Origin of the sequence: Gracilinema caldarium DSM 7334 (assembly GCF_000219725.1) — a bacterium.
In the GTDB taxonomy this organism is placed as follows: domain Bacteria; phylum Spirochaetota; class Spirochaetia; order Treponematales; family Breznakiellaceae; genus Gracilinema; species Gracilinema caldarium.
On the sequence record NC_015732.1, the window covers coordinates 1,016,187 to 1,041,804 of the forward strand.

Below are 25,618 nucleotides of genomic sequence, written 5' to 3' on the forward strand. Positions count from 1 at the left end.
TATGGCATCGAGACGTAAAGCACGAATATTGGCTTTTCAGGCCCTCTTTTCTTGGGAAACCTCAAAGGCTAGCATTCAAGACCTGGTGAGTTTTTCCTGGCTGGACAGCGAGAAACGAGACGCCATCGATGAAGGCACTGCAACTTTTGCCCGGCTGCTGATCGCTGGTACCATAGAGAATATAGAAACGGTAGATAGACTCATTAAAGGACATCTTAAAAATTGGAATTTTGACCGGCTTAATAGGGTTGATTTAGCAATTATGCGGATGAGTGTTTACTCTCTGAAGTATCAGAAGGATGTTCCTCCATCTATAGTTATTGATGAAGCCATTGATATTGCAAAAGAGTATGGCACCGATGATTCCTTCCGGTTTATCAATGGTGTCTTAGACGCAATTAAAAAAGACCTTCAGGGCGGATCGGGGCAATGAACTGGCAGAACCGTTCTATTGTTCGGTTCATACTCCTTTTGGGCAGTCTGATCATGGTGGCTGCCCTTCTGACCCTTTTTCTTAGACATCGCTCATCTCCTGTTCGGCGCCCATCTCTTTCAACCATAGATGAGGCAATCCGGACCTGGGCTGGCTTGGATGAACCGCAGTCGATTTTACAAGACTTATCTGAATTATTAGGTTCTACCGACAATTCTGGAATAGCCCTTTCTCTTCTCAAACGCTATCGGATATTAACGCTGAAAGCTCAATCGAGGGCCCAGCATAATAATCTCTTAAATGTTTATGTTGATCGGTCCAGGATCTTGTATCAGAAATTCCCTGAACGAACAGAATTACTCGTCTTTTTTTTAGACAGTCTGAACCAAGTTCTCAGGCCTTTTTCCGAGATGGAATTAGACAGCCTCAGGCATATCAGTATGGAATCTATTTCTGAACAAAATCGGGCACTTCTCATGCTGGTTATTCATAAAGCCCGTATGGATACCCCTGAGAACTGTATGGAATTACCCTATGGGACCATATTGCTTCATGAGCTTGCCCATAGTGATGGATCTACAGGCAGTGTATTTGCAATTAATGAAATCCTTGTGCTGGCTTTGACGGGCAATATACAAGCTGCTCTAGGAAGAGGGAAACAACTTCAGTCTCAAAGTAGTATTGCGGAGGAGCTTGTTGCAAACCTTGTATTTGATTTTGGCTCCCCTGAAGAAGCGGCTCGTCGCTTTCATGAATTATATAACCGTGAAAAAAAACAACGGTTTGCGCTGCATGAAGCCGATGCCCTCCTTAAGGATGGTAAGCCCTTGTTAGCCAGGACCATATGGCTAGATCTGTTGCAGGAATTGTCGGGTAAAAACCTGGAGCTCGCCCTGTATAACCTTGGTTCCCTGGCAACGAATCCTGCAGAGCGGCAGTTGTTTTTTCGTAAGCTCCTCGATATGCAAACATCCCATGAGTATGCATTGATCAACTATAGCAGGTTGTTATACCCGGAAGCTATGGATGTTTATTTAACTCAATCTCCACTCTACACGAAAAGTTCACTCATTCAGCTTGAGAAGGTGAAACATGACCTCCTAGGAACATCAGTATATAAGACGGGTGCTTTATGGCTACTTCTCAATCACTTTCCTGTGGATGATCGTATATATCATTGGGCAGCCTGGTATTTCTTTCGAATTGGAAACTATCAAGAATTAGAGAAGCTTCTGTCTATGGCCCAAGAAAACAACATTGAGTATCCATCTCTCTTGCTCTATAGGGCTTTTCTGGCCATGGAACAGGGAAATCTTTCTGAGGCAGAACAACTCCTCGCTTCGTATCATGGTGAAGCTTGGTATACTCCAGCCAATCTGGCAAAGATATATGAAAAAACCTACAGAATTCCCAAAGCTATTGAGTATTATCAGCTAGCGGCTTCTTTTGTGCATAATCCGGTGATTGCATCCAGACTCTATGAACAGGTTGGACATTGTTATCGTAAACTGGATAAAGCATCCGATGCCCGCCGCAGTTATGAATATGCGCTGCAGCTGAATCCTGATAACATTACAGCCGCTTTTGCCCTTCAGCAGTTTGATCTTTATCGATAAAGTCTATAGGTTCACCTTTCTTATAGAAACCACTGCCTTAAAATGCCTTAAAAGGCCGATAAAAAAAGGCTGTCTTGGATCTCCTTCCAAAACAGCCTCCTTAAGGCTGCCCTTCTGGACAGCCCCTTTTCTCATCAATCTAAAAGTCTTATTCGATGATTGCAATAATGTCAGACATTTTAAGGATCAGATACTCAACACCATCAACCTTAATCTGGGTTCCGGCGTATTTGTCATACATGACTTTCTGCCCTACGGCTACCTTAATGACATCCTTATTGTCACCGATAGCGGTTACCGTACCGGTCTGGGTCTTTTCCTGGGCGGTATCGGGAATAATGATACCCCCTGCGGTTTTAGATTCAGTTTTCTCTAATTTTACCATGACGCGGTCGTCTAAGGGTTTTACAGTCATATAATTCCTCCTGAGGTACAGATAAAATTGTAGTAATGGATATTACGGTTTAAATATACGGAAAATGACCGGCTAAGGTCAACAAAATTCGTTCATAAAGATAAATTTGCTTATAATGAAAAATTATAGTATTTTAGGAAAGGAATAAATATGAATCTTTGGTATGGACCATTTAAACGGGGCCGTAAGGCCCTTGCAAAACATAAAACTACCATTGCTGTGAGAGAGTTTAGAGCTGCTTTGGAATATTGTCCTGTGAAAGCATCCAGAGAGATGGCCCGTATTTTGTTTTACCTGGGCTTAGCTCTAGATCGATCCGGGCAATCAGGCCTCGCCGCAAAAAGCTGGGTTAACGCTCGTAAGCTTGTGCGTTCTGGTCATCTAGCCGCTATGTACTCCCGTTGGATAAACGATTATGGTATGAGAAAAACAGGTAGTCCCCTCTTGGATGATTACCGGGCTTTCCAATCAATACAGGTATTCCATTATTTAAGTAAACGAGGGGCAGGTCGATTTTGTTCAGAGGCTGAACGGGATGTGGTGTATACGGTCATCGAAGATGCCTGGAAACTAATAGCAAAGTCACGGATTCTCACTTCGCTTTCATGTTCACAAAAGATTTCGATCTTTAAAAAGGCAAAGCTTGATTTTCCCTATATGTATGCTGAGGATTTATTACAATCAGACTGTGAACCTATTGTAGGCAATTTTAAAGGAAAAAGACCAGGTGTACCGCTTCGTCTGAGTGGCGATGATAGCTGTCCCTGCGGTTCTGGGTTACCATTCCGACAATGTTGCGGCAGAATTTATTCCTGTGTGGAACAGGAACATACCACACCGCATCACTATGAACGCTGATGTGGGTCATTTAGAACCATAATTTACTTTATTTTTAACGGTTGTATCATTTAGACACACTAATTTGCAAATAGTGATAGAAATATGAAAATGGTTACAGTGATAATGCAGACTTGTGAAATATAAATATATATAATATATATAAATAATTACGATCTGCGTTTTGCTGTTTTCTTCGATGTTCTTGGCACGATATTTGCTGTATGTAAGTACCTATTTAGGAGGTACAACATGGCAGAAACAAAAAAGATCGTAAAATCAAAATCGGTAAAAAAAGAAACGATGAACGATGAAAATGTTCTTTCTATATATCTTAAAGAAATCAATAAGATTCCGCTCTTAACAAGAGAAGAGGAAGATGCAATAGCCCGGGCTGCAGCCAAGGGTGATAAGGCAGCACGGGATAAACTTGCTGCAGCTAATCTGCGATTCGTTGTGAATGTGGCAAAAAAGTACCAAAACCAAGGATTATCGCTCTCGGACCTCATCAGCGAAGGTAATATTGGGCTCCTGAATGCTATTGAACGGTACGATGTAGATAAGGGGTATCATTTTATTTCCTATGCGGTCTGGTGGATTCGGCAGGCTATATTAAAGGCTATCTGTGAAAAATCCCGTATGATCCGTCTGCCCTTGAATCGGGCTAATGAACTGGTACAGATTGAAAAGGCCCGTAAGGTCTTGCAGGGTGGTGCTACCAGCGATGCAGAGATCAATGAAGTAGCCCGTCTCCTTGATATGGAACCTTCCCATGTGACTGATCTTATCAATATTAGCCGTGAACTGGTTTCTCTGGAAAGTCCTGTATTTACAGAAAAGGATTCTTCCATTCTAGGGGATTTTTTAGAAGATACCACCTACAAAGCCCCCGAAGCTGCGGCTATTGAATCAGCGCTGCGTGAAGACATTGATGCAGTGCTCAATACTTTGACAGAGAAAGAAGCTGAAATTATCCGGTACCGCTTTGGTCTTAATGGCCATGTACCTATGTCCTTAAAAGAAATAGGGGATAAGTACCATTTGACCAAGGAGCGGATCCGGCAAATTGAAAAAAAAGCGCTTAAACGGCTTCAGCATCCTGCCCGTAAGCAGTATCTTGAAAGCTATGTAGCCTAATCGCAGGGGTGTATCTTACATGAGATGCACCCCCTGTTGTTTACAGAGGTCTATTGTTTCCTGGGGCCATACGGAAGCTTGAACCTCACCAATATGGGCCTTTCGCAGGAAGAACATGCAAAGCCGTGATTGTCCGATACCGCCGCCAATCGTCTGGGGGAATTCGCCTGCGAGCAGTCGACTGTGCCAGTATAGATGAGCCCGTTCTTCTGTATTGGTGATCTTAAGCTGACGCCTCATGCTCTCCGCATCTACCCGGATACCCATGGATGAAAGTTCTAAGGAATCCTTTCGGACTGGATCCCAGACAATGATGTCCCCATTAAGGCCTGCGGTTCCATCTTCTGCAGGGGTCGTCCAATCATCATAGTCAGGAGCCCTGCCTCCATGAATGGAGCCATCTGATAGTTTTCCCCCAATACCGATAATAAAGATGGCTCCATATTCGCGGGCCAGCTCCCGTTCCCGTTCCTGGGGAGTCAGTTTAGGGTATCGGCGCAGGGCTTCTTCAGTATGGATAAAGGTGATCTGTTCAGGGAGCACCGGCTCTATTTCTTCATAGTGTTCGCTCACCACAAATTCGGTTCGTTTGAGCACCTCATAGATTTTTTCTACTATCTTTTTCAGGAACGTCCGATTACGCTGACCTTTTTTCATCACCAGCTCCCAATCCCACTGATCAACGTAGATTGAATGAATTGCATCGATATCATCATCGGGTCGTAAGGCATTCATATCAGTATACAACCCGGTCCCTGCCTTGTAACCATAGTCCGCTAAAGCCATCCGTTTCCATTTAGCAAGGGATTGAACCACTTCCATCTCAGTATCCCCCAGGTTTTTAACCGGGAAACGGACAGGCCGTTCAATACCATTCAAGTCATCGTTAATACCTGAACCACGGGGAACAAAGAGGGGGGATGTCACCCGGGAGAGCTGCAGTTCTGCAGAGAGATTACGTTCAAAAAAATCCTTTACCAGCTTAATTGCCTGTTCAGTCTGTTTAAGGCTTAATATTGGCCTATAGTCTTTAGGTAAAATAACAGCCATGAGGTACTCCTTCGGTGCTTACTGTATCAATTGGGAGCCCTGCGAACAAGGGGGCATATATAAAAAACAAATAAAGGTACTGCTTCTACAAAAAACTTTTGTTCTGCTGATGTCTGGATCTACTTTTCGTTCAGGACGATGTCTTTACTTAATATAACGGAGTGTGCATTAGCTCTTTTAGGCTCTGGGCCAGCCTGCTGATCCCTTCATCAATCTGGTCTGCTTCGATGCAGGCAAAACTGAGGCGAATATGGGTTGGGTCCTGAAAGGCTTCCCCTGGCATGATCCGTACGCCAGTTTTAAGAGCATGGGTATACAGGTCAGCGCTTTTTATTCCTTCTGGCAAGCCTATCCAGAGATGCAAACCGCCAGTACAGCTGTGTTGGCTGCAGCCGAGAGGAAGGAGATGTTGTGAAACGGTACTAATGCTGTGTTTATAAAGCCTGCCGTATCGTTCGCGTAATTCATCCATTCGCCTTTTGTGATGATCCCCAGATAGATATAAATCCACAGCCCGTTGCATAAAGCTGTCGGTGGCGATGTCGGAGCTTTGTTTTGCCTGTTCATAAAGATTTTGAAGTGCCGGTGGAACTATGAGGAGCCCAAGCCGCAACCCCGGCAGAAGGACCTTTGAAAAACCCCGAACATAGATAACCCGGCTGTGCTGATCTATCGACTTCAGGTTCAGCGGTTCGGGAGGTTGATCAAAATAAAGATCCGAAAGGAGGTCATCTTCTAAAATATAGGCATCATACTTAGCAGCAAGTTCCAGGAGTCGGTACAGTTCTTCTGTTCCCCAGCTGTAGGTGGTAGGGGTCTGGAAACGGCTCTGAATATACAGGAGCCGTGGTCGCGTTTCTGCAAGCCGTTTCTCCAGAAGATCCATATCCCATCCAGTGGGATACAGCGGTAAGGCGATAGTATCCGCCCCCCGGGACCAGAAAGCTCCCAAAGCTCCCCGATAGGTAGGCGCTTCAAGTATAACCCGATCTCCGGGATGCAGCAGGGCCTTGGAGGTGAGGTCTATTCCCTGCTGAGCTCCGGATACAACCCAGATCGTCGATGGTGGTGCTGAAATTTGCAAAATCTCTTCGGCATATCGGGACAGGGTCTGCCTGAAGGGCGCCCAACCGGCACTGTGTTGATATTCAAAGGCCCAGCCCGCGTCCCGGTCCAGGACTTCATGTAAAATGGTTTTGAACTGATCGACGGGAAAGAGATCCGGTGAAGGGGTTCCTGCCGCAAGGTCCAGAAAGGTTCCATCGTTGGTATGCTGGAAGGCGAGGCTTGACCGAAGATCAGTCTCCGTAATGTCTAAATCTGCAAGGTTTTTTTTATGTCTCACATAGACCCCGCTTCCCGGCCGGGAACGGACCCAGCCTTCCTGTTCAAGAATGCGGTAAGCCGCAACAACGGTGGCAGGATTCACCTGGATGGTGTGAGATAATCTGCGTATGGAAGGGAGCCGCTCCCCATCCATAACCTCTCCCCGGCTGATTGCATGGCGCAGGCTGTCAGCCAGCTGCAGATATAGGGGATTTTCGCTGTCTGTATTTAACATCAGGTTTTCATATTTCATACATTTCCCCAGGGCTCATCATATCATATTGAGAGCATGGTTGTGTTTTTTTACCTGTCAACTGTATCGGTACTGTATTGACAGATCTGGTCCTTGTGGTGGATATTCTACACAGGGAGAGCGTAAAATGGAAGATAGATTTGCAATTAATCGTGACCTGGCCCGGATGCTGAAGGGCGGGGTTATTATGGATGTCGTTAACGTTGAGCAGGCAAAAATTGCCGAAGCCGCTGGTGCAGTAGCGGTTATGGCCCTAGAACGGGTCCCCTCTGATATTCGTAAGCAGGGTGGGGTAGCCCGGATGAGCGACCCTGCCATGATTACTGAAATTAAGAATGCGGTCAGTATTCCCGTCATGGCCAAGTGCCGGATTGGTCATTTTATCGAGGCCCGGATCCTCGAGGCTCTGGGTATCGATTATATTGATGAAAGCGAAGTGCTGACTCCGGCCGATGAGTCCTATCATATTGATAAAAAGAGTTTTCGTATTCCCTTTGTCTGCGGTGCCCGTGACCTGGGTGAAGCCCTGCGCCGCATCGGCGAAGGGGCTGCCATGATACGAACCAAGGGAGAAGCCGGTACGGGCAACGTGGTAGAAGCGGTCCGGCACCTGCGCACCGTGAATGATGGCATCCGCCGGCTGCAGGGTTTACCCCGGGAAGAACTGATGACTGCCGCCAAAGAGCTGGGGGCCCCCTATGATCTGGTCTGCTATGTGGCAGAAAACGGCAAATTGCCGGTGGTCAATTTTGCAGCCGGCGGTGTGGCAACCCCCGCCGATGCGGCCCTCATGATGGCTCTGGGGGCAGATGGGGTTTTTGTCGGTTCCGGCATCTTCAAATCTTCGGATCCAGAAAAACGGGCTAAGGCTATTGTAAAGGCCGTAACCTACTGGCAGGATGCGAAGGTTCTGGCAGAAGTTTCTGCAGGTCTCGGTGAGCCCATGAGCGGTATCGATCTTCGGGATCTGGCACCCCAGGAACGGCTTGCTGAACGGGGCTGGTAAATGAAACGGATTGGGGTATTGGCCCTGCAGGGCGGTGTGGCAGAGCATGCAGAGATGCTCAAAGGCATCGGCGATGTCGAACCGGTGCTGGTTCGTACCGCTGAGGATCTTGCTGCCACCGATGCCCTCATTATACCCGGAGGTGAAAGTACCGCTGTTGGTACCATCCTTGCCCATGACAGCCGGGGGCAGGCTTTACGGGAACTGCTCGTATCTCGAATCCAACAGGGCTTTCCTGTCTGGGGAACCTGTATGGGGGCAATCCTTTTAGCCAGGAGTATCCGTAATGATCATCGGCGGCATCTTTCGGTGATGGATATCGAGGTGCACCGTAATGCCTATGGGAGTCAGCTCGACAGTTTTACCGTATCGGAACCCATCGAAGGCTTAGAAGGCGGGCCCTTCCCCATGGTATTTATCCGGGCACCGGTTATCTCTGAGGTTGGTCCCGACGTTCAAGTCCTTGCCCGGCATAAGGACGCTATTGTCGCCTGCCGACAGGGAAATCTGCTGGCTTCTACGTTCCACCCTGAATTAACCGACGATGACCGATTCCATCGTTACTTTATTTCATTTATTAAAAGGTAGTTTTCCTTCATAGTGATAGGTTAGAACATCTTGCAGGCTGTTGAAATACGTATAACATTTCAACGGCTTGTTTTTCTATTCATCAATTCTTGAGCATCCCTATTTATATAATATAAACTGAAACTATTCACAGTTGAAGTTAACCATGTTACTCTTGTATTAAGGGGATTATTGATTGCAAAGGTTATATTCCACAGGGCTTCTCTATCTTAATAGCACCTTACAGGGCTTGCTTCCCGGTGATAACCTTGTTTGGGAAATCGACACTGATAACCATTATAACTATTTCATACAATTCTTTCTGAAGGAAGCTCAGAATCAGAAGAAAACGCTCATCTACTTTCACTTTTCTGGTGATGAACCGCTTCTCACCGAATCAGTTACACGTAAAGTAATAACACTGGATCCCCTTCGAGGTTTTGAGCATTTTGTTTCCGATATTGTGGATATCATCGAAGCTAATGGAGACAAGGCCTGGTATGTTTTTGATTGTCTCTCTCCTCTCGCAAAGGTCTGGTATTCTGATCGGATGATGGCCAATTTTTTTATGGTAGTTTGTCCGTTGGTATTACGATTACAGTCCCTGGCTTATTTTGCCATTTATAAACACCTGCATTCGAATCACGCTACAGATACCATATATGCTACTGCCCAGATTATCATAGAAGTATGGAATCATCAGGGTGATTACTATCTCCAACCTCATCGGGTCGAACATCGATTTTCACCCACCCTGTTCATGCTGCATATCCTCAAACCCGATGGCCAGCTTGTACCAATTACTAACAGTGCCCAAACTGCCGATGTGGTAGCCCAGGTAAAACAGCCTCTGCTTAATTTTACCATCCAGCGCTATGGTCCCTGGACCGCAAGCTACCGTGAGGCAGAAACCCTCATCGAGGAATTGAACCGGGGCATATCAAAAGAGACGGAGGCAAAAGCTCTCTTTGAACGGCTGCTTCACATGGTCATTACCCGTCAGACCAGTTTTCTGCCTCTGGCCCGCAAGTATTTTACCCTGTCTTTTTTAACGGATGTACTGAAACGGCTGATCGGCTCAGGACTAATTGGCGGCAAAGCCCGGGGTATATTGCTGGCCCAACTTATCTTAAAGGGATCCCATCCCCGGTGGTCTACCATTCTGGAAAGCCATGATTCCTTCTTTATTGGTTCAGATGTCTTTTATACTTTTGTCATACAGAACGATTGCTGGTGGCTCCGGCGAAAACGGGGCTCCATGGAGGAGATCCTCGCCAATGCCCGTATTGCCCGGGAACGGATTCTTAAAGGGACCTTTCTCGATTATATAGTTCTCCAATTCAGAGAAATGCTTGAATATTTTGGCCAGGCTCCGATTATTGTCCGGTCTAGTTCGATTCAGGAAGACAGTTATGGAAATGCTTTTTCTGGAAAATATGAAAGTGTATTCTGTGCCAATCAAGGTAATCTTGATGAACGACTGGCTGCTTTTTTAGATGCGGTGCGTCAGGTCTATGCCAGTTCTTTGAATGAAGATGCCCTTATGTACCGGCTCCATCATGGTCTGCTCCATGAGGATGAACAAATGGCGCTTTTAGTTCAGCGGGTTTCTGGGGATGTCTGGGGGGCTTATTTTTTTCCTCCTGCTGCAGGGGTAGGGTTTTCCTATAATCCCTTTGTATGGAATCCTACTATCGATCCCCATGCAGGAGTGTTGAGACTTGCTTTTGGCCTGGGTACACGGGCAGTAGACCGTCTTGACGATGACTATATCAGAATTGTTGCCCTGAACGCACCTCTCTCGAGGCCGGAAAAGGATCGTGAAGAAACCAAAAAGCATACCCAACGCAAGGTGGATCTCATCAATCTAAAGGATAACTGTTTTGAAACTATTCCAGTCCGTGATGCTCTAAGCCTGCTTCCCGAATCTTTGAGGCCTTATTTCTGTCAGATAGACCAAGAAGCCGCTTCCCGGGCTCGAGAACTGGGGCTTCCTGAAAAAAGTGCTTGTCAGGTTGATTTTTCCGAACTTTTCCAGAAGACCGATTTTTGTGAGAGAATGAGGGAACTCCTCCAGGTTCTCGAAAAGGCCTATGAACATCCGGTTGATGTGGAATTTACCGTTAACTGTATCTTAAGCGATGAAGGAACACTCAAGGATTACCGTATTAATCTGGTACAGTGCCGTCCGTTTCAGGTAAAGTTGATGGGTTCCGGATCCCTCGGAATCCTACCTTCAAACATCAGCAAGGAACACCTCTTTCTCAGAAGTGATGGTCCGATTGTGGGGCGCAGTGTGGCGGCTCCCATTGCAAGGCTTGTGTATGTGTCCAGCCGGGCCTACACCGCTTTGAGTGAACAGGATAAATATGCCCTGGCCAGGCTCATCGGGCAGGTAGCCCATCCTCGGGAAAGTCAGCCCTATGGAAGTCAGGCTGCATCAGTGCACCCTGAGGGTATAGTCATGCTGGTTGGCCCCGGTCGTTGGGGCACCAGTACCCCTTCTATGGGTGTACCTGTGACCTTTAATGATATTAAAGAGGTTAAGGTGCTGGTGGAACTAGCTCTCATGCATGAAGGGCTGGTTCCCGATGTTTCTCTGGGAACTCACTTTTTTAATGACCTGGTCGAAATGGATATGCTCTATTTTGCAGTTTTTCCTGAGCGGAAACATTGTAAGTTTAACGAAGATTTTGTTCAGTATGCACAGAAGGTTTTACATCTTGTACCGCCAGAAAATGAACTCTGGGCATCTGTTCTGACGGTACTGGAATCGACTGACCATTCTGAACTGCGGCTCTATGCAGATGCCACAGATCAGAAGGCTATATGTTATTTGGTTACACAATCCCCTGGGCAAGCATTGCCTCAGCAACCTTAAGGAAGCCTGCAATGTTTGCACCGGCTACGAGATTCCCCTTCATGCCATAGGCTTCCGAGGCATCGCGACACTGGAAATAAATGTTGTTCATAATGGTATGGAGCTTTGCATCAACTTCTTCAAAAGACCAGGCCATGCGCATGGAGTTTTGGGACATTTCCAGGGCACTGGTAGCAACCCCACCAGCGTTGGCTGCCTTTGCGGGACCAAAGGAAACACCCGCATCGAGGAAGGTTTTAACTGCCTCCGGGGTGGAGGGCATGTTGGCTCCCTCTGCAACGGCAATACAGCCGTTTTTTACTAAGGTGGCTGCTGCATTACCATCGAGCTCGTTCTGGGTTGCACAGGGGAGGGCGATAGCACAGGGAACGGTCCAAATACCTGCACAGCCTTCGGTATATACAGCCTTTGGCCGCACATCCAGATATTCCTTAATACGGCCCCGTTCAACTTCTTTAATCCGTTTAATGGCATTCAGGTCGATACCAGCCTCGTCTACTACATAGCCGTTGGAATCTGACATGGCCACCACGGTAGCCCCCAGACTCATGGCTTTCTCAGCGGCATAGATTGCTACGTTCCCCGATCCGGAAATGACGACTCGTTTGCCCTTCCAGTCCGTATTGCGGGCTTCCAGCATTTTGGTGGTAAAGTAAACCAGACCATAACCGGTGGCTTCTTTTCGGGCCAAGGATCCACCATAGGGAATCCCCTTCCCGGTGAGTACTCCGGTAAAGCTGTTGGTTAGTTTTTTATACTGCCCATACATGTATCCAATTTCGCGGCCCCCCACACCAATGTCCCCGGCAGGAACATCCGTATCGGGGCCTATATGGCGGAACAGCTCGGACATAAAGGACTGGCAGAACCGCATGACCTCCATGTCACTTTTCCCCTTTGGATCAAAGTCACTGCCCCCCTTGCCGCCTCCGATGGGCGTTGTGGTAAGGGCATTTTTAAAGATCTGTTCAAAGCCCAGGAATTTGATAATTCCCAGGTTCACCGATGGATGGAACCGCAGGCCTCCTTTATAGGGGCCAATGGCACTGTTAAACTGAACCCGAAAGCCCCGGTTAACCTGGACATTTCCCTGATCATCCACCCAGGGGACGCGGAACATGATTTGCCGCTCCGGTTCCACAATCCGTTCTACGATTTTTAGCTTTGCCATTTCAGGCCGTTTTTGAATGACCGGTTCTATGGATTCCACCACTTCTTTAACGGCCTGCAAAAATTCCGGTTCCGCAGGGTTCCGGGCAGTAACGGTAGCCATGATAGAATCAACAAAAGTGCTGCTCATAGCGTAACTCCTTGAATAAGCCGAAGGATCGGCAATCTGTTGCCGTATAATTGGCAATAAAGTTTATGCAGTAATACTAAAGCACAAGTTGTGCTTCGTCAACCAAATTTTTCGTGATGCTTTATACTTGTAATGCCGCACCCCGCTTGTTATAGTGTTCTCTTGTATGGAAGCTGAATCACAGAAAGCAAAGAAACTAGCCATCCTGTCTATCCTCGATGAAGCCGATTCTCCCTTGAGCGGTGCTGAATTGGAAGAGCGCCTGCGGGATAAGGGCTATGAACTGAGTGAACGGACCATAAGGCTCTATCTGCAGCATCTTGATGCGGAAGGCTATACCGAATCTGTTGGAAAACAGGGGAGAAAAATAACCGATCAGGGCCGAATGTTATTGGACGAACAGCGGCTGATTCACCGGGTGGGGTATATGTCTGCCCGAATAGACCAAATGACCTATACTATGGATTTTGACCTGCCCCGCCGTAAGGGGACCGTGGTTATTAATCTCGCTATAATAAAGCAGGAAGAGTTTTTACGCTACCTTCCACAGGTGGAGCTTGTTTTTGAAAAAGGCTATGCCATGGGTACTTTGGTAAGTTTCCTTCATGAGGGAGAAAGGCTTGGGTCCTATACCATTCCAACAGGACATATCGGGTTTTGTACCGTCTGCTCGGTTACATTAAATGGGGTGTTTCTTAAATATGGCATTCCAACCCGATCTCTGTTTAGCGGTCTTTTACAGCTAGAGCAGGGTCAGGCCCGGCGTTTTGTAGAGTTGATAAGTTATGATGGTACCAGTATTGATCCCCTGCAGCTTTTTATTCGGGGTAAGATGACCGATTATATGGGAGCGATCCGGGATGGAAATGGACGAATTGGGGCTGGATTCCGGGAGATTCCCGGGGAAAGCTACCAGCTCGCCCAGGATTTGGCCCGGCAGCTTCAGGACATTGGCTTGGGAGCCTTCCTGAAGATTGGCAGACCCTCCCGGGACCTTTTAAATGTACCGGTCCACGAGGGCTGCTGCGGCCTTATTGTTATCGGCGGCCTTAACCCTGTGGCGGTCTTTGAAGAGTCCGGCATTTCAGTTAGCTACAACGCTCTTGCAGGTTATATGGAATATAACCAGCTTTTTCATCATTCACAGATGCGGGATCGGCTTGGAATATAGAAAAATGGATATTTAATAGACAAGGTACCCCCTGGTCAACGCGCCTAGTGGGGTTCCTCTCTTATAGTGATTGTATCGCTGACAATTGAACTAAGCTTGGTAATACGCCGCTTTCGTCAAAAAATCAGTTTTATTCTCAAAAGACTCAGCAGCATATAGTTCCTCTTCTGACTATCGATGGAGACTCTCGATATCACTTTGGAAGGTCTTTGCACCTGGTGGAATCAGATGGTGTTGTGCATTTTAATATCGCTCTACTGCATGGGTAAACATCGTGACTTTGTTGCTGTTCCAGGGAGCGGTAAACTCGGTCTCATTGTTCGTCTGTATGACGGATCCTGAAGTTAGTAGCATACTTAATGAGCAGTTGAGCAGAGACTATTGTATCCTTCCTGCATCAGTACATACATTGGTAGACCTTGCTCAGTCTATCAAGGAAGAATTAGGAGTGCTTATCCGGGAAACCTCAGCCTTTAAGATTCGGCTTTAGCGCTATCTTTAGAGGCATTGTCTTTTGTGGAAGCACTTCCCAAAGTGTCCTGCAAGGTCCCCACGGGGCAGATGGCACACCAGGCTCGGGGCTTAAAGAAGATACCCATGGTATAGCTTATCCCCAGGGATATGACATAAATGGCCCAGAAAATACGCCCCACCTGGGCCCAGCTGTGTCCGAATCGCACCAGCAGGTTTACCATACAGAACAGCATGAACGCACAGAGGGCTCGCCGCAGTTCCGGAGCATAAAGTGTTTTAGGAAGCCTGTGTTTTCGTGACACCTTAGGCAGTACCGCCTGCAGGGATGCCCCATTGGGGCAGATGCGGCCGCAAAAATAGCGGGTACTGCGGAAATTAAGGACCACCGCCAGAACAATAAGGCCGATCACAAGGAGCCCCACCGGCGGATAAAAGTATCCGCCCACCGCTACGGCCACCACAAAGATAACAGAAAGTAATTTTTTAGGATTCATTCAAAAATCATCCTGTAGTATCGGTCAATTTTGCTGGCCAGTTCCATGATACCAAAATTTCGCGCCTCACGGATGAGTTCCTTGCCCTGAAAGTACCCAAGAATTGCCGGTACCGAGTAGACCGAAAGCTGGCCTCGCACTTCCGGCAGGGCCTCGATATCAATATAATAGAGTTTCATCTGGGGAAACTCTTCATTCATCAATCTGATGATTTTGGGCTTAATACTGGTACAGACCCCGCAGGTGGGGGTAGAACAATAAAAAAGCACCGCCTGTTCCCGGGAGAGCAGGTTTTGAAATTCTTCCAAACTGGATATAGCATTCATAAAGTTTAATATATGAAAAAATATATACAATGTAAAGAGGGTAAAAACAGCTATAGGAGGTTGACAATACCATAAAACTTTAACTATACTTAATGCACTACATTTTTATTAAAGAGGTGACTATGCACTACCGCTTTGGCGAAAAGATTCGTGCGGTTAGAGAACGGCGTTCCCTTACCCTGAAGGAAGTGGCAGATCGGGCCGGGGTTAGCGAAAGCCTGGTCTCTCAGATCGAGCGAAACCGGGTATCCCCGGCAATCGATACGCTTCTGTCCCTTGCAGAGGCTCTGGACATAGATCTGGAATACCTCTTTTCCGATTTCAGGCGGGAACGGGCTGTCCAGATTGTCCACGTCGATGAACGGCCCACGTTTACCCGTCCCGGGGGGGTGCTTTATGAGCGGCTTGCCCAATTGGACGCTGCGTCCCAGGGTCAGGACGGTATCGAAGCCTATTATATCACCATAGAAAAAAATGGAAAGACCGGTGGTAAAGAGTACGGCCATAGGGGCTGGGAACTGGGGGTCGTTGTAGAGGGAACTGCGGAACTTACCGTGGGCACCAAAACCTACCGGCTTAATCCCGGCGATTCAGCCAGTTTCCGTTCCGATGCCCCCCATGTGCTTGCCAATGCCGGCGAAGGACCTCTTAAAGTATTTTGGATAATCACTCCCCCAAAGGGAGAAATTGGTTCAGGAGTTTAAATTGATGGAACAGAAACAGACAGGCAAGACCCTGGCAGAAAAAATTTTCGAAACCCATCTGGTTGACCAGCCCTTCGGCGAAGCCTGGGTTTTACGGCTCGATGCGGTGTTCTGCCATGAGATTACTACCCCGGTGGCGATTAATGATCTGGTCAGCAAGGGTATGGATCGGGTCTTTGATCCAACCAAAATTAAAGCCGTCATTGATCATGTAACCCCCGCCAAGGATTCTAAAACAGCCCTGCAGGGCAAGATCCTTCGGGACTGGGCCCGCCGGCATGGCATTAAGGACTTTTTTGACATTGGCCGGAACGGGGTTTGCCATGCCCTGTTTCCGGAAAAGGGCTTTGTCCGGCCCGGCTATACGGTCATCATGGGGGACAGCCACACCTGCACCCACGGCGCTTTTGGAGCCTTTGCCGCCGGAGTTGGCACCACTGACCTGGAGGTAGGGATCCTTAAAGGGGTCTGTGCCTTTAAGCCCCCCCTTACCATGCGGATTAATCTGGAAGGCACACTCAAGAAGGGTGTCACCGCCAAGGATGTAATCCTCGCGGTTATTGCAAAGATTGGCGTTTCCGGCGCCACCGATAAAATTATGGAATTCCGGGGCCCGGTGGTAGATGCCCTCTCTATGGAAGGCCGAATGACCCTCTGCAATATGGCCATAGAAGCTGGGGGTACCAGCGGGGTCTGTATGCCTGACATGACCACCGTAGAATACCTCTGGCCCTTCATCGGCCCCGATGGGGAAGGGCAGTTTGCCACAAAAGAGGCGGCCCTGGCGGCTTATAAGGCCTGGTGGAGCGACGAAGATGCTCGCTACGATTCGGTCATCAATCTGGATTGTTCTGCCCTGGAGCCGGTATCAACCATCGGTTACAAGCCCGACCAGGTTAAGCCCATAGCAGAATTAAAGGACACCAGGGTAGATCAGGTCTATATCGGTTCCTGTACCAATGGCCGTATCGAAGACCTGCGGGAAGCGGCGGCGGTGCTGAAGGGCCGGAAAATTGCCGATTCAGTCCGGGGCATTCTTTCCCCGGCTACGCCCGAAGTCTATGCCCAGGCTCTTAAAGAAGGACTTATTCAGATTTTTATGGATGCAGGATTCTGTGTTACCAATCCTACCTGTGGCGCCTGTCTCGGTATGTCCAACGGAGTCCTGGCGGAGGGCGAAGTCTGTGCCTCTACCACAAACCGCAATTTTTATGGACGGATGGGGAAGGGGGGTATGGTACACCTCATGAGTCCCGCCAGCGCCGCCGCAACGGCGGTTACGGGCTATATCACCAGGGCAGAAGACCTGGAATAGACCTTACATAAGGAGCAAGCGGTGAAACAATTTGGTGGAAACGTACTGTTTCTCGATCGCAGTGATATCAATACGGATGAAATAATCCCAGCAAAATACCTGACTGAAATTTCAAAAGAAGCCCTGAAACCCTATTGCCTCGAGGACCTGAAGCTTCCGGATTTTGATGCCAAACGGGACCTACCGGGTAAAAGCGTTATCCTCACCCGGGGCAACTTCGGTTGTGGCAGTTCCCGGGAACATGCCCCCTGGGCCCTGGAAGTGAATGGAATTAACCTCGTGGTAGCCGAAAGTTTTGCCCGAATATTCAGGCAGAACATGTACAACTGCGGCATGCTTGCCATTGAACTCCCCCCTGCTCAGATTGATGAACTTTTCACCCTTTTTAAAGGGCTGGAAACGGTGGTGTCCGTGCACCTTGAGGGGCGGCAGTTGCAGTTTAGCGCTCCCGGTAAATCCGCCTATCTGGCTACATTCCGGCTTACTGAGTTTGAATCTGCCCTGGTTCATTCTGGCGGCTGGGTCCAGTTTGCTGCCGAGCGCTATTAAGAGGTGCTGCTAGCCGTACCGACCCCAGTCCTGATAGAATGGGGGCATGAATCTGGGCATTGTATTTTTCTTCGCATTTACCGTGTACGGCGTAGCTTCGCCCTATCTTTCAGTTCTTGTTCGGGATCTTGGGTATCCCCCCTCAATGGTCGGGCTTCTCTTGGGGCTTTTTGAAATTGCAGGAATTGTAGGACCCTTCTTTATTGGCCGCTACTCCGATTCTCGGGGAAGATACCGTCCTGGTCTTTTTATTGTACTGCTTATTATTCCCCTAGCGTTAATCCCCCTGCTTATATGGCGGCATATTTTGGTAACTACCATTGCTCTCATTCTGCTCGCCTTCGGTATCCGCTCGATTATTCCGCTCCTTGATGCGGCTGCAACTCTTTTGCTCACAAAAAAAGATGATTATGGGAAAATTCGTTCAATAGGCTCGCTTAGCTTTGTACTCACTGCGCTCCTCCTGCAGTTTACTCCGGTGCTTCAGCCGCACACCGCTTTTGCGATTGGTATCTGGCTTGGTATAACCGCTTTGGCTGCCATGATAACACTCCCCCTTCTACGGGAAGGAGCTATCCATCAACCTGAATTTAAAAATGAAATAGAACCTACACTGTCCAATAATGCTGGAACTCATCCTGCTTTTCCGCCGGTATTTATCATTGGTCTCATTATTATCGCCCTAGGGCGGCTTTCTATGGCACCAATTGCTTCATTCTTTTCTCTTTATGTTTCTGAGGAACTTCATTGGAATGCGGTAGGTCTTATGTGGGCCCTTTCAGCGGTTTCTGAAATTCCTTTTATGTTCATTTCTGGCAGATTGCTGCGAAAATATGGTGCCGCACCATTAATTGCCCTGTCTATGGTAGCGGTTATTGCCAGATTAGGATTCTATGCATTCTACCCAACCATGGGTGGCGCGATTATAGGACAGCTCCTCCATTCACTCTGTTATGGTCTCTTTCATCCTGCGGCAGTCGCCTTTGTAAGTACCCATGTACCACCTCAAAAACGGGCAGTGGGACTTACCATGTACATTTCTCTTGGCGTAGGACTGCCAACGTTTATTGGAAGTGCTCTGGGGGGCTATGTGGTTGAGTTTTTTGGGTATCGGATACTCTTTGGTTCCTATACAATCTTTAGTTTTATAGGGCTCATAGTATATGTTATTTTTCGGCAGTCCCTTTCAGAAAAAACCGAAGGCCGTTGACAAGATATCTCTCACTGCATAGGCTTCTATTATTATGATAGCCACTATAGTTAATGCCCTTGCAGTTATTTTCGGGTCTCTGTTAGGTCTGGTCCTGGGAGGGAAAATATCGGATAAATATCGTACCGTTGTATTTGACGGTGCTGGTATTACTACGGTTGTTATTGGCATTACTATGGCCATAACAAGCCAGAGGATTATCTATTTAGCCCTTGCTCTTATCATTGGGGGCCTCATTGGCACTGCTTTGGATTTTGATAGTGCTATATTGCGTTTTGGAAGATTTCTTGAAAAACTTAGCTTGAAAGGTAAGGCTAAATCCGAACTTAAGGCTACCAAAGTACAGTCTACCGAAAATCCCACAGACCATCGTTCAAGCTGGGATTTTGGACATGCCTTTCTCAATGCATCTGTTCTATTTTGTGTGGGTGCTATGGCATTACTGGGATCTTTTAAGGCTGGTACGGAAGGAGATTATACCCTTATCCTCACCAAGTCTATACTAGACGGTTTTATGGCTATCCTCATGACCGCCGCCATGGGGCCTGGCGTAGCCTTTTCTGCCCTGCCAATTCTCGTATATCAGGGTTTACTAACATTAGGCGCCCAGTCTGTTAAGCCCCTGGTAAGTTCCCTCATGCTTTCTGAATTAACCGGTGTTGGCGGTGCTATGGTGCTGATGATTGGATTAAATTTATTATCAGTAAAATCAATAAAAACCGCCAATTTCCTGCCAGCCCTGGTGCTTATTGTTATTCTGACGCTTCTGGATCCGTATCTTTTGTCGTTGGCTGCTATTTGGGGGATTAATTAAGTTGACAATTTAAAAAATGCGTCGTAAACTTTAAACCAATAAAATAACCCTTTATGGGAGGCCTTATGGCAAAGGTAGAACTCAAAGGTATTAGCAAGGTGTATGAAGGCAATGTCCGTGCTGTGGATAATGCTAACATCACCGTAAACGACAAGGAATTTGTCGTTTTCGTCGGTCCTTCTGGCTGTGGTAAGTCAACCACCCTCCGTATGATCGCCGGTCTTGAGGACATCAGCGAAGGTGAACTCTATATCGATGGCGAACTGATGAACGATGTTCCACCCAAAGATCGGAACATTGCCATGGTATTCCAGAACTACGCCCTGTATCCTCACATGACTGTGTATGATAACATGGCCTTTGGTCTTAAAATCAGGAAAGTAGACAAGGCAGAAATTGACCGCCGTGTTCATGAAGCTGCTCGTATTCTGGATATTGAAAAATTCTTGGACCGCAAGCCGAAGGCCCTCTCCGGTGGGCAGCGCCAGCGTGTCGCCGTAGGTCGTGCTATTGTCCGGAACCCCAAGGTCTTCCTCTTCGATGAGCCCCTTTCCAACCTGGATGCTAAACTACGTGTTCAGATGCGTGCTGAATTGTCGGATCTGCACCTCCGGCTGAACGCTACTATGATCTATGTTACCCATGACCAGGTAGAAGCTATGACCATGGCAAGCAAGATCGTGGTTATGAAAGACGGCAAGGTTCAACAGATTGGTTCACCCCTTTTCCTGTATAATCATCCGATTAACAAGTTCGTTGCAGGCTTTATTGGTTCTCCCCCCATGAACTTCCTCAGCGTGAAGGTTGTGGAAAAGAATGGTACCATTGTTCTTGATGAAGGTTCTTTCGAAGTAAAACCTGTCGAAGAACATGTGAAATACCTGAAAAAATATGTTGGGAAGGAAATTTACTTCGGGATTCGTCCTGAGGATTTGACCTTTGTTGAATCTCCTGCAGCGAATAATAATATTTCTGTTAAAGTAACTGTAGTTGAACCCCTTGGTGCGGACATTAACCTCTGGCTTTCTACAAAAACCCAGCCAATGATTGCTCGAACTGAACCTCACCATGTGTTCCATGTAGGTGATACAGTCAACTTTGTGCCCCATATGGAAAAGGCTCGGTTCTTTGATAAGGACACTGAGCTTTCCATTCTTGCTGAGCTCGATAGCGTAGAGCAGGGTGCTAGGTAAGCAAGCAACATTTCTGATAATAATTTACAAGTAACTTCGGGACTGTCTGTACATGCACAGACAGTCCTTTTTTCTTGTAAACAATACATAATCATCTTATACTTAGGTTATGGTGAATCAAATTATTGCTATAGAAGAGCTTTCTCAAAAGATTACATCTATTTCTAATATATCAGAAAAGATATTCTTAAACCTTGGGAAAATCACCCCACTCTTTGTAAAAGAACTTCATAATAACCTAATCTTACTTGAAAAAAACTTTTCCACTCAGGATGGATCGAAAACGTTTTTATTTGAATTTGATTTGTTGTTCAAAGAAACAACGAGCACTATTAATAAAGGTTCCGTTTTTTTTTCACAAATGCATACTCGCGGGAATAATCTACTACGTTCTTTATCTGCTTCTCTTTTTCAGCTGGAAAAATTAGATAAAATAATTGACAATATTAGAAACGATTCAGAAGATATGGCCCTTGTATCTCTCAATGCACTTACCGGAGCTATAAAATCAGGAAGTGCTGGAAAGGCTTTTAGTGTAATTACCGATGAACTCAAGCGGCTTTCAGAACATATACATCAATTAACAATTGTGTTACAGACCGATAGCACATCCCTCATAAAACAATTGAATAGTTTTACCAGTGAATTACAAAAACTAGAACTATTACAAAGTAGTATCTTTTCTGGCTTAGACACTAAAATTAACAACCAATTTTCTGCAATAGCTGGAAAAATACAAGGACTTACCGAGTCTCTTTATGCTCTTGTTATAGAAAGTAAGCGTCTAGAAGGCCCTGTTTCTGCAGTAATGGAGACTGTACAAATTCAGGATATAATTCGTCAATCCCTTGATCATATCCAAATTGCACTGAGCGCGTATGAATCAATACAAGCGGATACTTCAATAAATCCGGAAGAATTGCAAGAATTTAAGTGGCAGCTTGCAAGTCTCGGTGAAGTTATTATGATTGATGTGATTAAGCGGCTTGAAGAAGCTGTTGTTATTTTTGAGACAGCCCTGATGGAAATACAAAAACTTATTCAAAAGGGCGAAAAACAGAGAACACTTATATTAAGAGAACATTTTTCTACTCATTCAGAACATTCAGTCGTGATAGTATTTGAAGAAGCATCAAAAGCCCTTACCTTAGTTGAACAGAATCTGTCAAATTATATGTCTATTAAGAAAGCCGTTGCCTCTCAAGGGAGTCGGATTGCAGATATGGTCGCTATATTATCTAAGCAGTATGATAAATTTGATAAAATAATTAATCGATTTAAAACTGTTGACATCGCAGCACGGATTGAAATATCAAAACAAAGTATTTTACGATCTATTAAAGATACTGTTTTTGCTATGTCAGAACTAATAATAAGAATTACCCAGGATGTAGAAAATGCAAAAAAAACAAGTCTTTCTTTTATTGATGATACTCATCATGCTATTCTAGAATATGCAAAGACCTATCAAGAAGAAATTTCAACATTTTCTATTGCTCAAAAAGAACTTTCAAAGTCATTTCAACAATTTTTAATATATCGTGAGAATTTAGAAAATCATATTAGAAACTTTACTCTTTTCTCGGAAACCTTTATTAAATTAATAGAAACCCAAAATAAAGAGTTGGATGAAATAAAGCAATTAGTCATGTTGTGCCAATCTGTCCGTACTATATTTTCTGAAGTGAAAGAGTCTATACCTGTTGGTATGGTGCATATAGAAATTAAAAATCAACATCTACAAGAACTTATTAAAAAATTTACTATTTATGCTCATAAACAGGCTGCGGCAGAAATTGGAAACTTTGAAGTAGCTTCTTCTTCTAACGGTCATCGAGATCTTGCGATAGAAGCAAGTGAAGTAACTTTTTTTTAAAGTTCTTTTAGGATGATGGATGTATGTATTCCCATAAAGTATTAGCCTATGAACAGCCAATTACCATTATTAAGCCAGGTGAATTTTTAGTATCCCAGGATGATATTATCATATCTACTGTACTGGGCTCCTGTATTGCGGTGGCTATGTACGATGCTACCTGTGGCGTTGGTGGATTGAATCATTTTTTATTACCTGGTTTCTTCGTACCTCAGCATGACCCAAAGCTAAGCCAAATGGGACCTCTTATTGATCCGGATCCACGGGACTTTCTTGAAGATAGTGCCCGATACGGCATGTATGCTATGGAAGTGTTAATCAATGGGCTCTTTCATCTTGGTGCGAAACGGGCAAATTTGATTGCGAAGGTTTTTGGAGGCGCTTCTGTCCTTGGTTTAGGCAGGGCTGGCCGAAAGACAGTAGCCCAGAGTAATATCGATTTTGTTTTTGAGTATCTGGAAACAGAACAGATTCCCATTCTTGCCTCCGATGTCGGTGGAAAAGAATCTCGAAAGATTCTCTTTTTTGTAAAAAGCGGTAAGGTCCTCTTAAAACGGATCCGGGGTACCTATACTAGTCTGGTTGCCCAGGAAGAACATGTCTACGAAGAACGGCTTAAGGCAAAACCGGTCGAAGGCTCAGTCCACTTTTTCAAGGAAGAATGAACATGCATTCTAATTCTGGAAGTTTTACCGCTTTTAACTCAAGTCGGACCATTTCATTATAGGTCACTGAGCCCTTTACAACGACCTGGGTTTCCATAGCGAGCTCTGGAATTATAAGAGTAGCCCGGTTCCCCTTAAGGTCCACCACCACCCCATCCCAGGTAGTGCCAATCCGTTCCTGCAGGTATACAGCAGTCCAATGCAGTTTTGAAGCCCGTTCTGCCTGAATGTTGGTAAGGGCCGCGGCCTCGCCGGCGGCAACCCGTTCAAGGATCTCATCAATGCTGAGGAGGTTTTCACCCCGCAGGTAACGCCGGATCTGCTGATGGGCCAGGAGGTCCGTATAGCGCCGCAAGGGGCTGGTTACCTGGGTATACACCGGAAGACCCAGGCCGGCGTGATCCCCCGGCTGGGCGGAGAGCCGGCGAGGCCGCATGCAGCGCCTGAGCTGGTATGAGCCCGCAAGGCCTGGCAGGACTTCATTGGGCAGATCCCCCAGTTCCTGGGCTATAAAGGGAAAAGGAATACGGTTTCGCATAGCCCATAGGGCAGTAGCTTCCCCTGCGATAAGCATGCATTCCCGTACCATTTCGGCTGACCTGTAGGCGGGAATCGGTGTAAACTCGATAGTCCTATCCGCCACATGGAGATGCACCTCGGGAAACTCAATGGTTACCGCCCCTGCGGCCTGTCTGCGGCTTACATTTTTCTCTGCAAATGCAAAGAGGGCTTTCAGAGGCTCCTCTTCGATCCGCCGGTCCGCCTCATCGTATGTGAGCCGGGTAACCCGTACCAGACTGCGGAAAATGTCGATTCCCTCGGGCCGGCCATCCTCCGCAAGGGTAATTTTAAAGGTGAGAGCCGGGGATGTTTCACCTAATCCAAGGGCAAAGTGGGTTAGGCTTTCCTCATGGAGCATTCTGAGGGCCCCCTCTGGCAGATAGAGGGTGGAACCGCGGCTGCGGGCTTCCAGGTCTGCTTCGCAGTCACTCAGTACCGAAGCAGCCGGGTCCGCCACATGCACATAGAGGGTAGATCCATCAATATATACCGCATCATCCGGATCGGTACTCCAGGGATTATCAATCGCAAAGGCAGGAAGTCCTGTAAGATCGATCCGCTCTTCCGCTGGAGGCGGCTCTATGGTTATCCGACCTGAGCCAGAGGGACAACCGAAACGGCTCGGATAGGGGTTGATGAACGGGTCCCAGTACCCAATCTTGAGGAGCAGTTTGTGGGCTTCCTGGGGTGTTTCAGGTCTGCCCAGGTCCCGTAGAGTGCGGCTTTTATCGGTTTTACCAAGAGCGAGGGCTTCTACATCCTGTAAAAAGCGTCCTTCGCTGGCTTTATCGTAGGTGCCCGATCGCAGGTGTTCGAGAAATTGTTCCCGCTCTTCCTGTTCCCGGTTTTTCTCATTCCGTTTCCGCTGAATTTGCTCTACTTCATCAGCACTGCGCACCTGAACCGCCAGTTCGGGCACATACTTCGCCCCCGATGCATCGGCGGCGGCTTCGGTAAAGTAGAGCCCATCCTGTACATGTTTATACAATTCCCAGGCTGTCCGGGGCGTAAAAGCTCCAAATATAAGCTCCGCCGCCTCCTCTACCGTTGTGCGGCTCCCTGCAAGAAGTTCCCAGGCTCCTGCCAGGTCTCCCTCTGCAAGGGGGCTTTCAAGTTCTTTGAGTGACCCAAGGGGACCTGGGTGTAAGAGGGTTATATCTTTGGGTCTCAGTTTTATCTGTTCACCCGTAGCGAGCTGGATGGTTAATTTATCAGCGATTTCTGTAATAAGGGCGGGTTTTGTTTTATAAATAACCAGTGCTTTTTCTCGTATGTTCATAGATTCAAGTCTATCATTTTAAGAGCCTATGGCTCAACTAGGAACCTGTCGGACTTGTAGATTTGTGCTCAGGGTGTCCCTTTAGCCATGACAAAGCTTGATCAACCTGGCTCTTCAGGTAGAGCAGACCACTTAAAATAACAGGTTTTGAGCACGAAGCTTATAC

The 25,618-nt window shown here is 46.8% G+C and carries 24 protein-coding genes; 17 read left to right on the forward strand and 7 right to left on the reverse strand.

The features are described 5' to 3' along the window. Position 1: 1 nt before the first annotated feature. Both nusB and SPICA_RS04690 read left to right on the forward strand, forming a co-directional pair. Complete coding sequence (nusB, locus tag SPICA_RS04685) at positions 2-433, forward strand: transcription antitermination factor NusB (protein ID WP_013968385.1); 432 nt, start codon at positions 2-4, stop codon at positions 431-433. Next, positions 430-2,049, forward strand: a complete 1,620-nt coding sequence (locus tag SPICA_RS04690) for a tetratricopeptide repeat protein (RefSeq protein ID WP_013968386.1) — start codon at positions 430-432, stop codon at positions 2,047-2,049. The genes nusB and SPICA_RS04690 overlap by 4 nt, the downstream gene beginning before the upstream one ends. A 148-nt stretch (positions 2,050-2,197) precedes the next feature. Here SPICA_RS04690 and SPICA_RS04695 read toward each other — a convergent pair whose 3' ends face one another. Beyond that, on the reverse strand, positions 2,198-2,464 hold the full coding sequence (locus SPICA_RS04695) for a co-chaperone GroES (RefSeq protein ID WP_013968387.1): 267 nt from the start codon (positions 2,462-2,464) through the stop codon (positions 2,198-2,200). Between the two features lie 150 nt (positions 2,465-2,614). Between SPICA_RS04695 and SPICA_RS04700 the strand changes: the two genes are divergently transcribed. Both SPICA_RS04700 and SPICA_RS04705 read left to right on the forward strand, forming a co-directional pair. Continuing rightward, positions 2,615-3,322, forward strand: coding sequence for an SEC-C metal-binding domain-containing protein (locus tag SPICA_RS04700; RefSeq protein WP_013968388.1), 708 nt, complete (start codon positions 2,615-2,617; stop codon positions 3,320-3,322). A 231-nt stretch (positions 3,323-3,553) separates the two neighbouring features. After that, on the forward strand, positions 3,554-4,438 hold the full coding sequence (locus tag SPICA_RS04705; RefSeq protein WP_013968389.1) for a sigma-70 family RNA polymerase sigma factor: 885 nt from the start codon (positions 3,554-3,556) through the stop codon (positions 4,436-4,438). Between the two features lie 15 nt (positions 4,439-4,453). Here SPICA_RS04705 and asnA read toward each other — a convergent pair whose 3' ends face one another. Both asnA and SPICA_RS04715 read right to left on the reverse strand, forming a co-directional pair. Further along, complete coding sequence (gene asnA, locus SPICA_RS04710) at positions 4,454-5,488, reverse strand: aspartate--ammonia ligase (protein WP_013968390.1); 1,035 nt, start codon at positions 5,486-5,488, stop codon at positions 4,454-4,456. A 148-nt stretch (positions 5,489-5,636) separates the two neighbouring features. Further along, positions 5,637-7,067, reverse strand: coding sequence for an aminotransferase-like domain-containing protein (locus SPICA_RS04715; protein WP_013968391.1), 1,431 nt, complete (start codon positions 7,065-7,067; stop codon positions 5,637-5,639). Positions 7,068-7,194: 127 nt separating this feature from the next. Here SPICA_RS04715 and pdxS point away from each other — a divergent pair, with 127 nt between their 5' ends. The 3 genes from pdxS (at position 7,195) to SPICA_RS04730 (ending at position 11,521) form a co-directional block, all read left to right on the forward strand. Then, positions 7,195-8,073, forward strand: a complete 879-nt coding sequence (gene pdxS, locus SPICA_RS04720) for a pyridoxal 5'-phosphate synthase lyase subunit PdxS (RefSeq protein WP_013968392.1) — start codon at positions 7,195-7,197, stop codon at positions 8,071-8,073. Then, a complete protein-coding gene (gene pdxT / locus SPICA_RS04725; RefSeq protein WP_013968393.1) occupies positions 8,074-8,661 on the forward strand; it encodes a pyridoxal 5'-phosphate synthase glutaminase subunit PdxT in 588 nt (195 codons plus the stop codon). A 175-nt stretch (positions 8,662-8,836) separates the two neighbouring features. Next, positions 8,837-11,521 (forward strand): PEP/pyruvate-binding domain-containing protein, encoded by a 2,685-nt coding sequence (locus SPICA_RS04730; RefSeq protein WP_013968394.1) that lies wholly within the window; start codon positions 8,837-8,839, stop codon positions 11,519-11,521. Here SPICA_RS04730 and gdhA read toward each other — a convergent pair. Then, complete coding sequence (gene gdhA, locus SPICA_RS04735) at positions 11,481-12,821, reverse strand: NADP-specific glutamate dehydrogenase (RefSeq protein WP_013968395.1); 1,341 nt, start codon at positions 12,819-12,821, stop codon at positions 11,481-11,483. The two genes, SPICA_RS04730 and gdhA, sit on opposite strands and share 41 nt — an antisense overlap. A gap of 166 nt (positions 12,822-12,987) precedes the next feature. On the opposite strand from gdhA, the gene SPICA_RS04740 reads away from it, so the two are divergent. Both SPICA_RS04740 and SPICA_RS15415 read left to right on the forward strand, forming a co-directional pair. Further along, on the forward strand, positions 12,988-13,992 hold the full coding sequence (locus SPICA_RS04740; RefSeq protein WP_013968396.1) for a DUF128 domain-containing protein: 1,005 nt from the start codon (positions 12,988-12,990) through the stop codon (positions 13,990-13,992). A 328-nt stretch (positions 13,993-14,320) separates the two neighbouring features. Then, on the forward strand, positions 14,321-14,482 hold the full coding sequence (locus SPICA_RS15415) for a hypothetical protein (protein ID WP_156789627.1): 162 nt from the start codon (positions 14,321-14,323) through the stop codon (positions 14,480-14,482). Here the strand turns inward: SPICA_RS15415 and SPICA_RS04745 are convergent. Together SPICA_RS04745 and SPICA_RS04750 are read right to left on the reverse strand one after the other, a co-directional pair. Further along, positions 14,466-14,960 carry a 4Fe-4S binding protein gene (locus SPICA_RS04745; RefSeq protein ID WP_013968397.1) on the reverse strand — a complete coding sequence of 165 codons (495 nt, stop codon included), beginning with the start codon at positions 14,958-14,960 and terminating at the stop codon, positions 14,466-14,468. The genes SPICA_RS15415 and SPICA_RS04745 overlap by 17 nt on opposite strands. After that, entirely contained in the window at positions 14,957-15,286 is a 330-nt protein-coding gene (locus SPICA_RS04750; RefSeq protein WP_013968398.1) for a thioredoxin family protein, read from the reverse strand. The genes SPICA_RS04745 and SPICA_RS04750 overlap by 4 nt, the downstream gene beginning before the upstream one ends. 122 nt (positions 15,287-15,408) lie before the next feature. On the opposite strand from SPICA_RS04750, the gene SPICA_RS04755 reads away from it, so the two are divergent. From SPICA_RS04755 to SPICA_RS04790, 8 genes are all read left to right on the forward strand, one after another. Further along, positions 15,409-15,990: a helix-turn-helix domain-containing protein gene (locus tag SPICA_RS04755; RefSeq protein WP_013968399.1), complete on the forward strand. Its 582-nt coding sequence runs from the start codon at positions 15,409-15,411 to the stop codon at positions 15,988-15,990. Positions 15,991-15,994: 4 nt separating this feature from the next. Beyond that, positions 15,995-17,305 (forward strand): 3-isopropylmalate dehydratase large subunit, encoded by a 1,311-nt coding sequence (locus SPICA_RS04760; protein WP_013968400.1) that lies wholly within the window; start codon positions 15,995-15,997, stop codon positions 17,303-17,305. A gap of 21 nt (positions 17,306-17,326) precedes the next feature. Then, positions 17,327-17,854 carry a 3-isopropylmalate dehydratase small subunit gene (locus SPICA_RS04765; RefSeq protein WP_013968401.1) on the forward strand — a complete coding sequence of 176 codons (528 nt, stop codon included), beginning with the start codon at positions 17,327-17,329 and terminating at the stop codon, positions 17,852-17,854. Positions 17,855-17,900: 46 nt separating this feature from the next. Then, entirely contained in the window at positions 17,901-19,064 is a 1,164-nt protein-coding gene (locus SPICA_RS04770) for an MFS transporter (protein WP_013968402.1), read from the forward strand. Between the two features lie 34 nt (positions 19,065-19,098). After that, on the forward strand, positions 19,099-19,878 hold the full coding sequence (locus SPICA_RS04775) for a DUF554 domain-containing protein (protein ID WP_013968403.1): 780 nt from the start codon (positions 19,099-19,101) through the stop codon (positions 19,876-19,878). A gap of 65 nt (positions 19,879-19,943) precedes the next feature. Beyond that, positions 19,944-21,071, forward strand: coding sequence for an ABC transporter ATP-binding protein (locus SPICA_RS04780; protein ID WP_013968404.1), 1,128 nt, complete (start codon positions 19,944-19,946; stop codon positions 21,069-21,071). A 109-nt stretch (positions 21,072-21,180) separates the two neighbouring features. Next, entirely contained in the window at positions 21,181-22,947 is a 1,767-nt protein-coding gene (locus tag SPICA_RS04785; RefSeq protein ID WP_013968405.1) for a hypothetical protein, read from the forward strand. Positions 22,948-22,970: 23 nt separating this feature from the next. After that, positions 22,971-23,612, forward strand: coding sequence for a chemoreceptor glutamine deamidase CheD (locus SPICA_RS04790; RefSeq protein ID WP_013968406.1), 642 nt, complete (start codon positions 22,971-22,973; stop codon positions 23,610-23,612). Here the strand turns inward: SPICA_RS04790 and SPICA_RS04795 are convergent. Continuing rightward, the gene (locus tag SPICA_RS04795; protein ID WP_013968407.1) at positions 23,599-25,452 is read right to left on the reverse strand and encodes an RNB domain-containing ribonuclease; all 1,854 of its coding nucleotides are present in this window, start codon (positions 25,450-25,452) and stop codon (positions 23,599-23,601) included. The genes SPICA_RS04790 and SPICA_RS04795 overlap by 14 nt on opposite strands. Between the last annotated feature and the right edge of the window lie 166 nt (positions 25,453-25,618).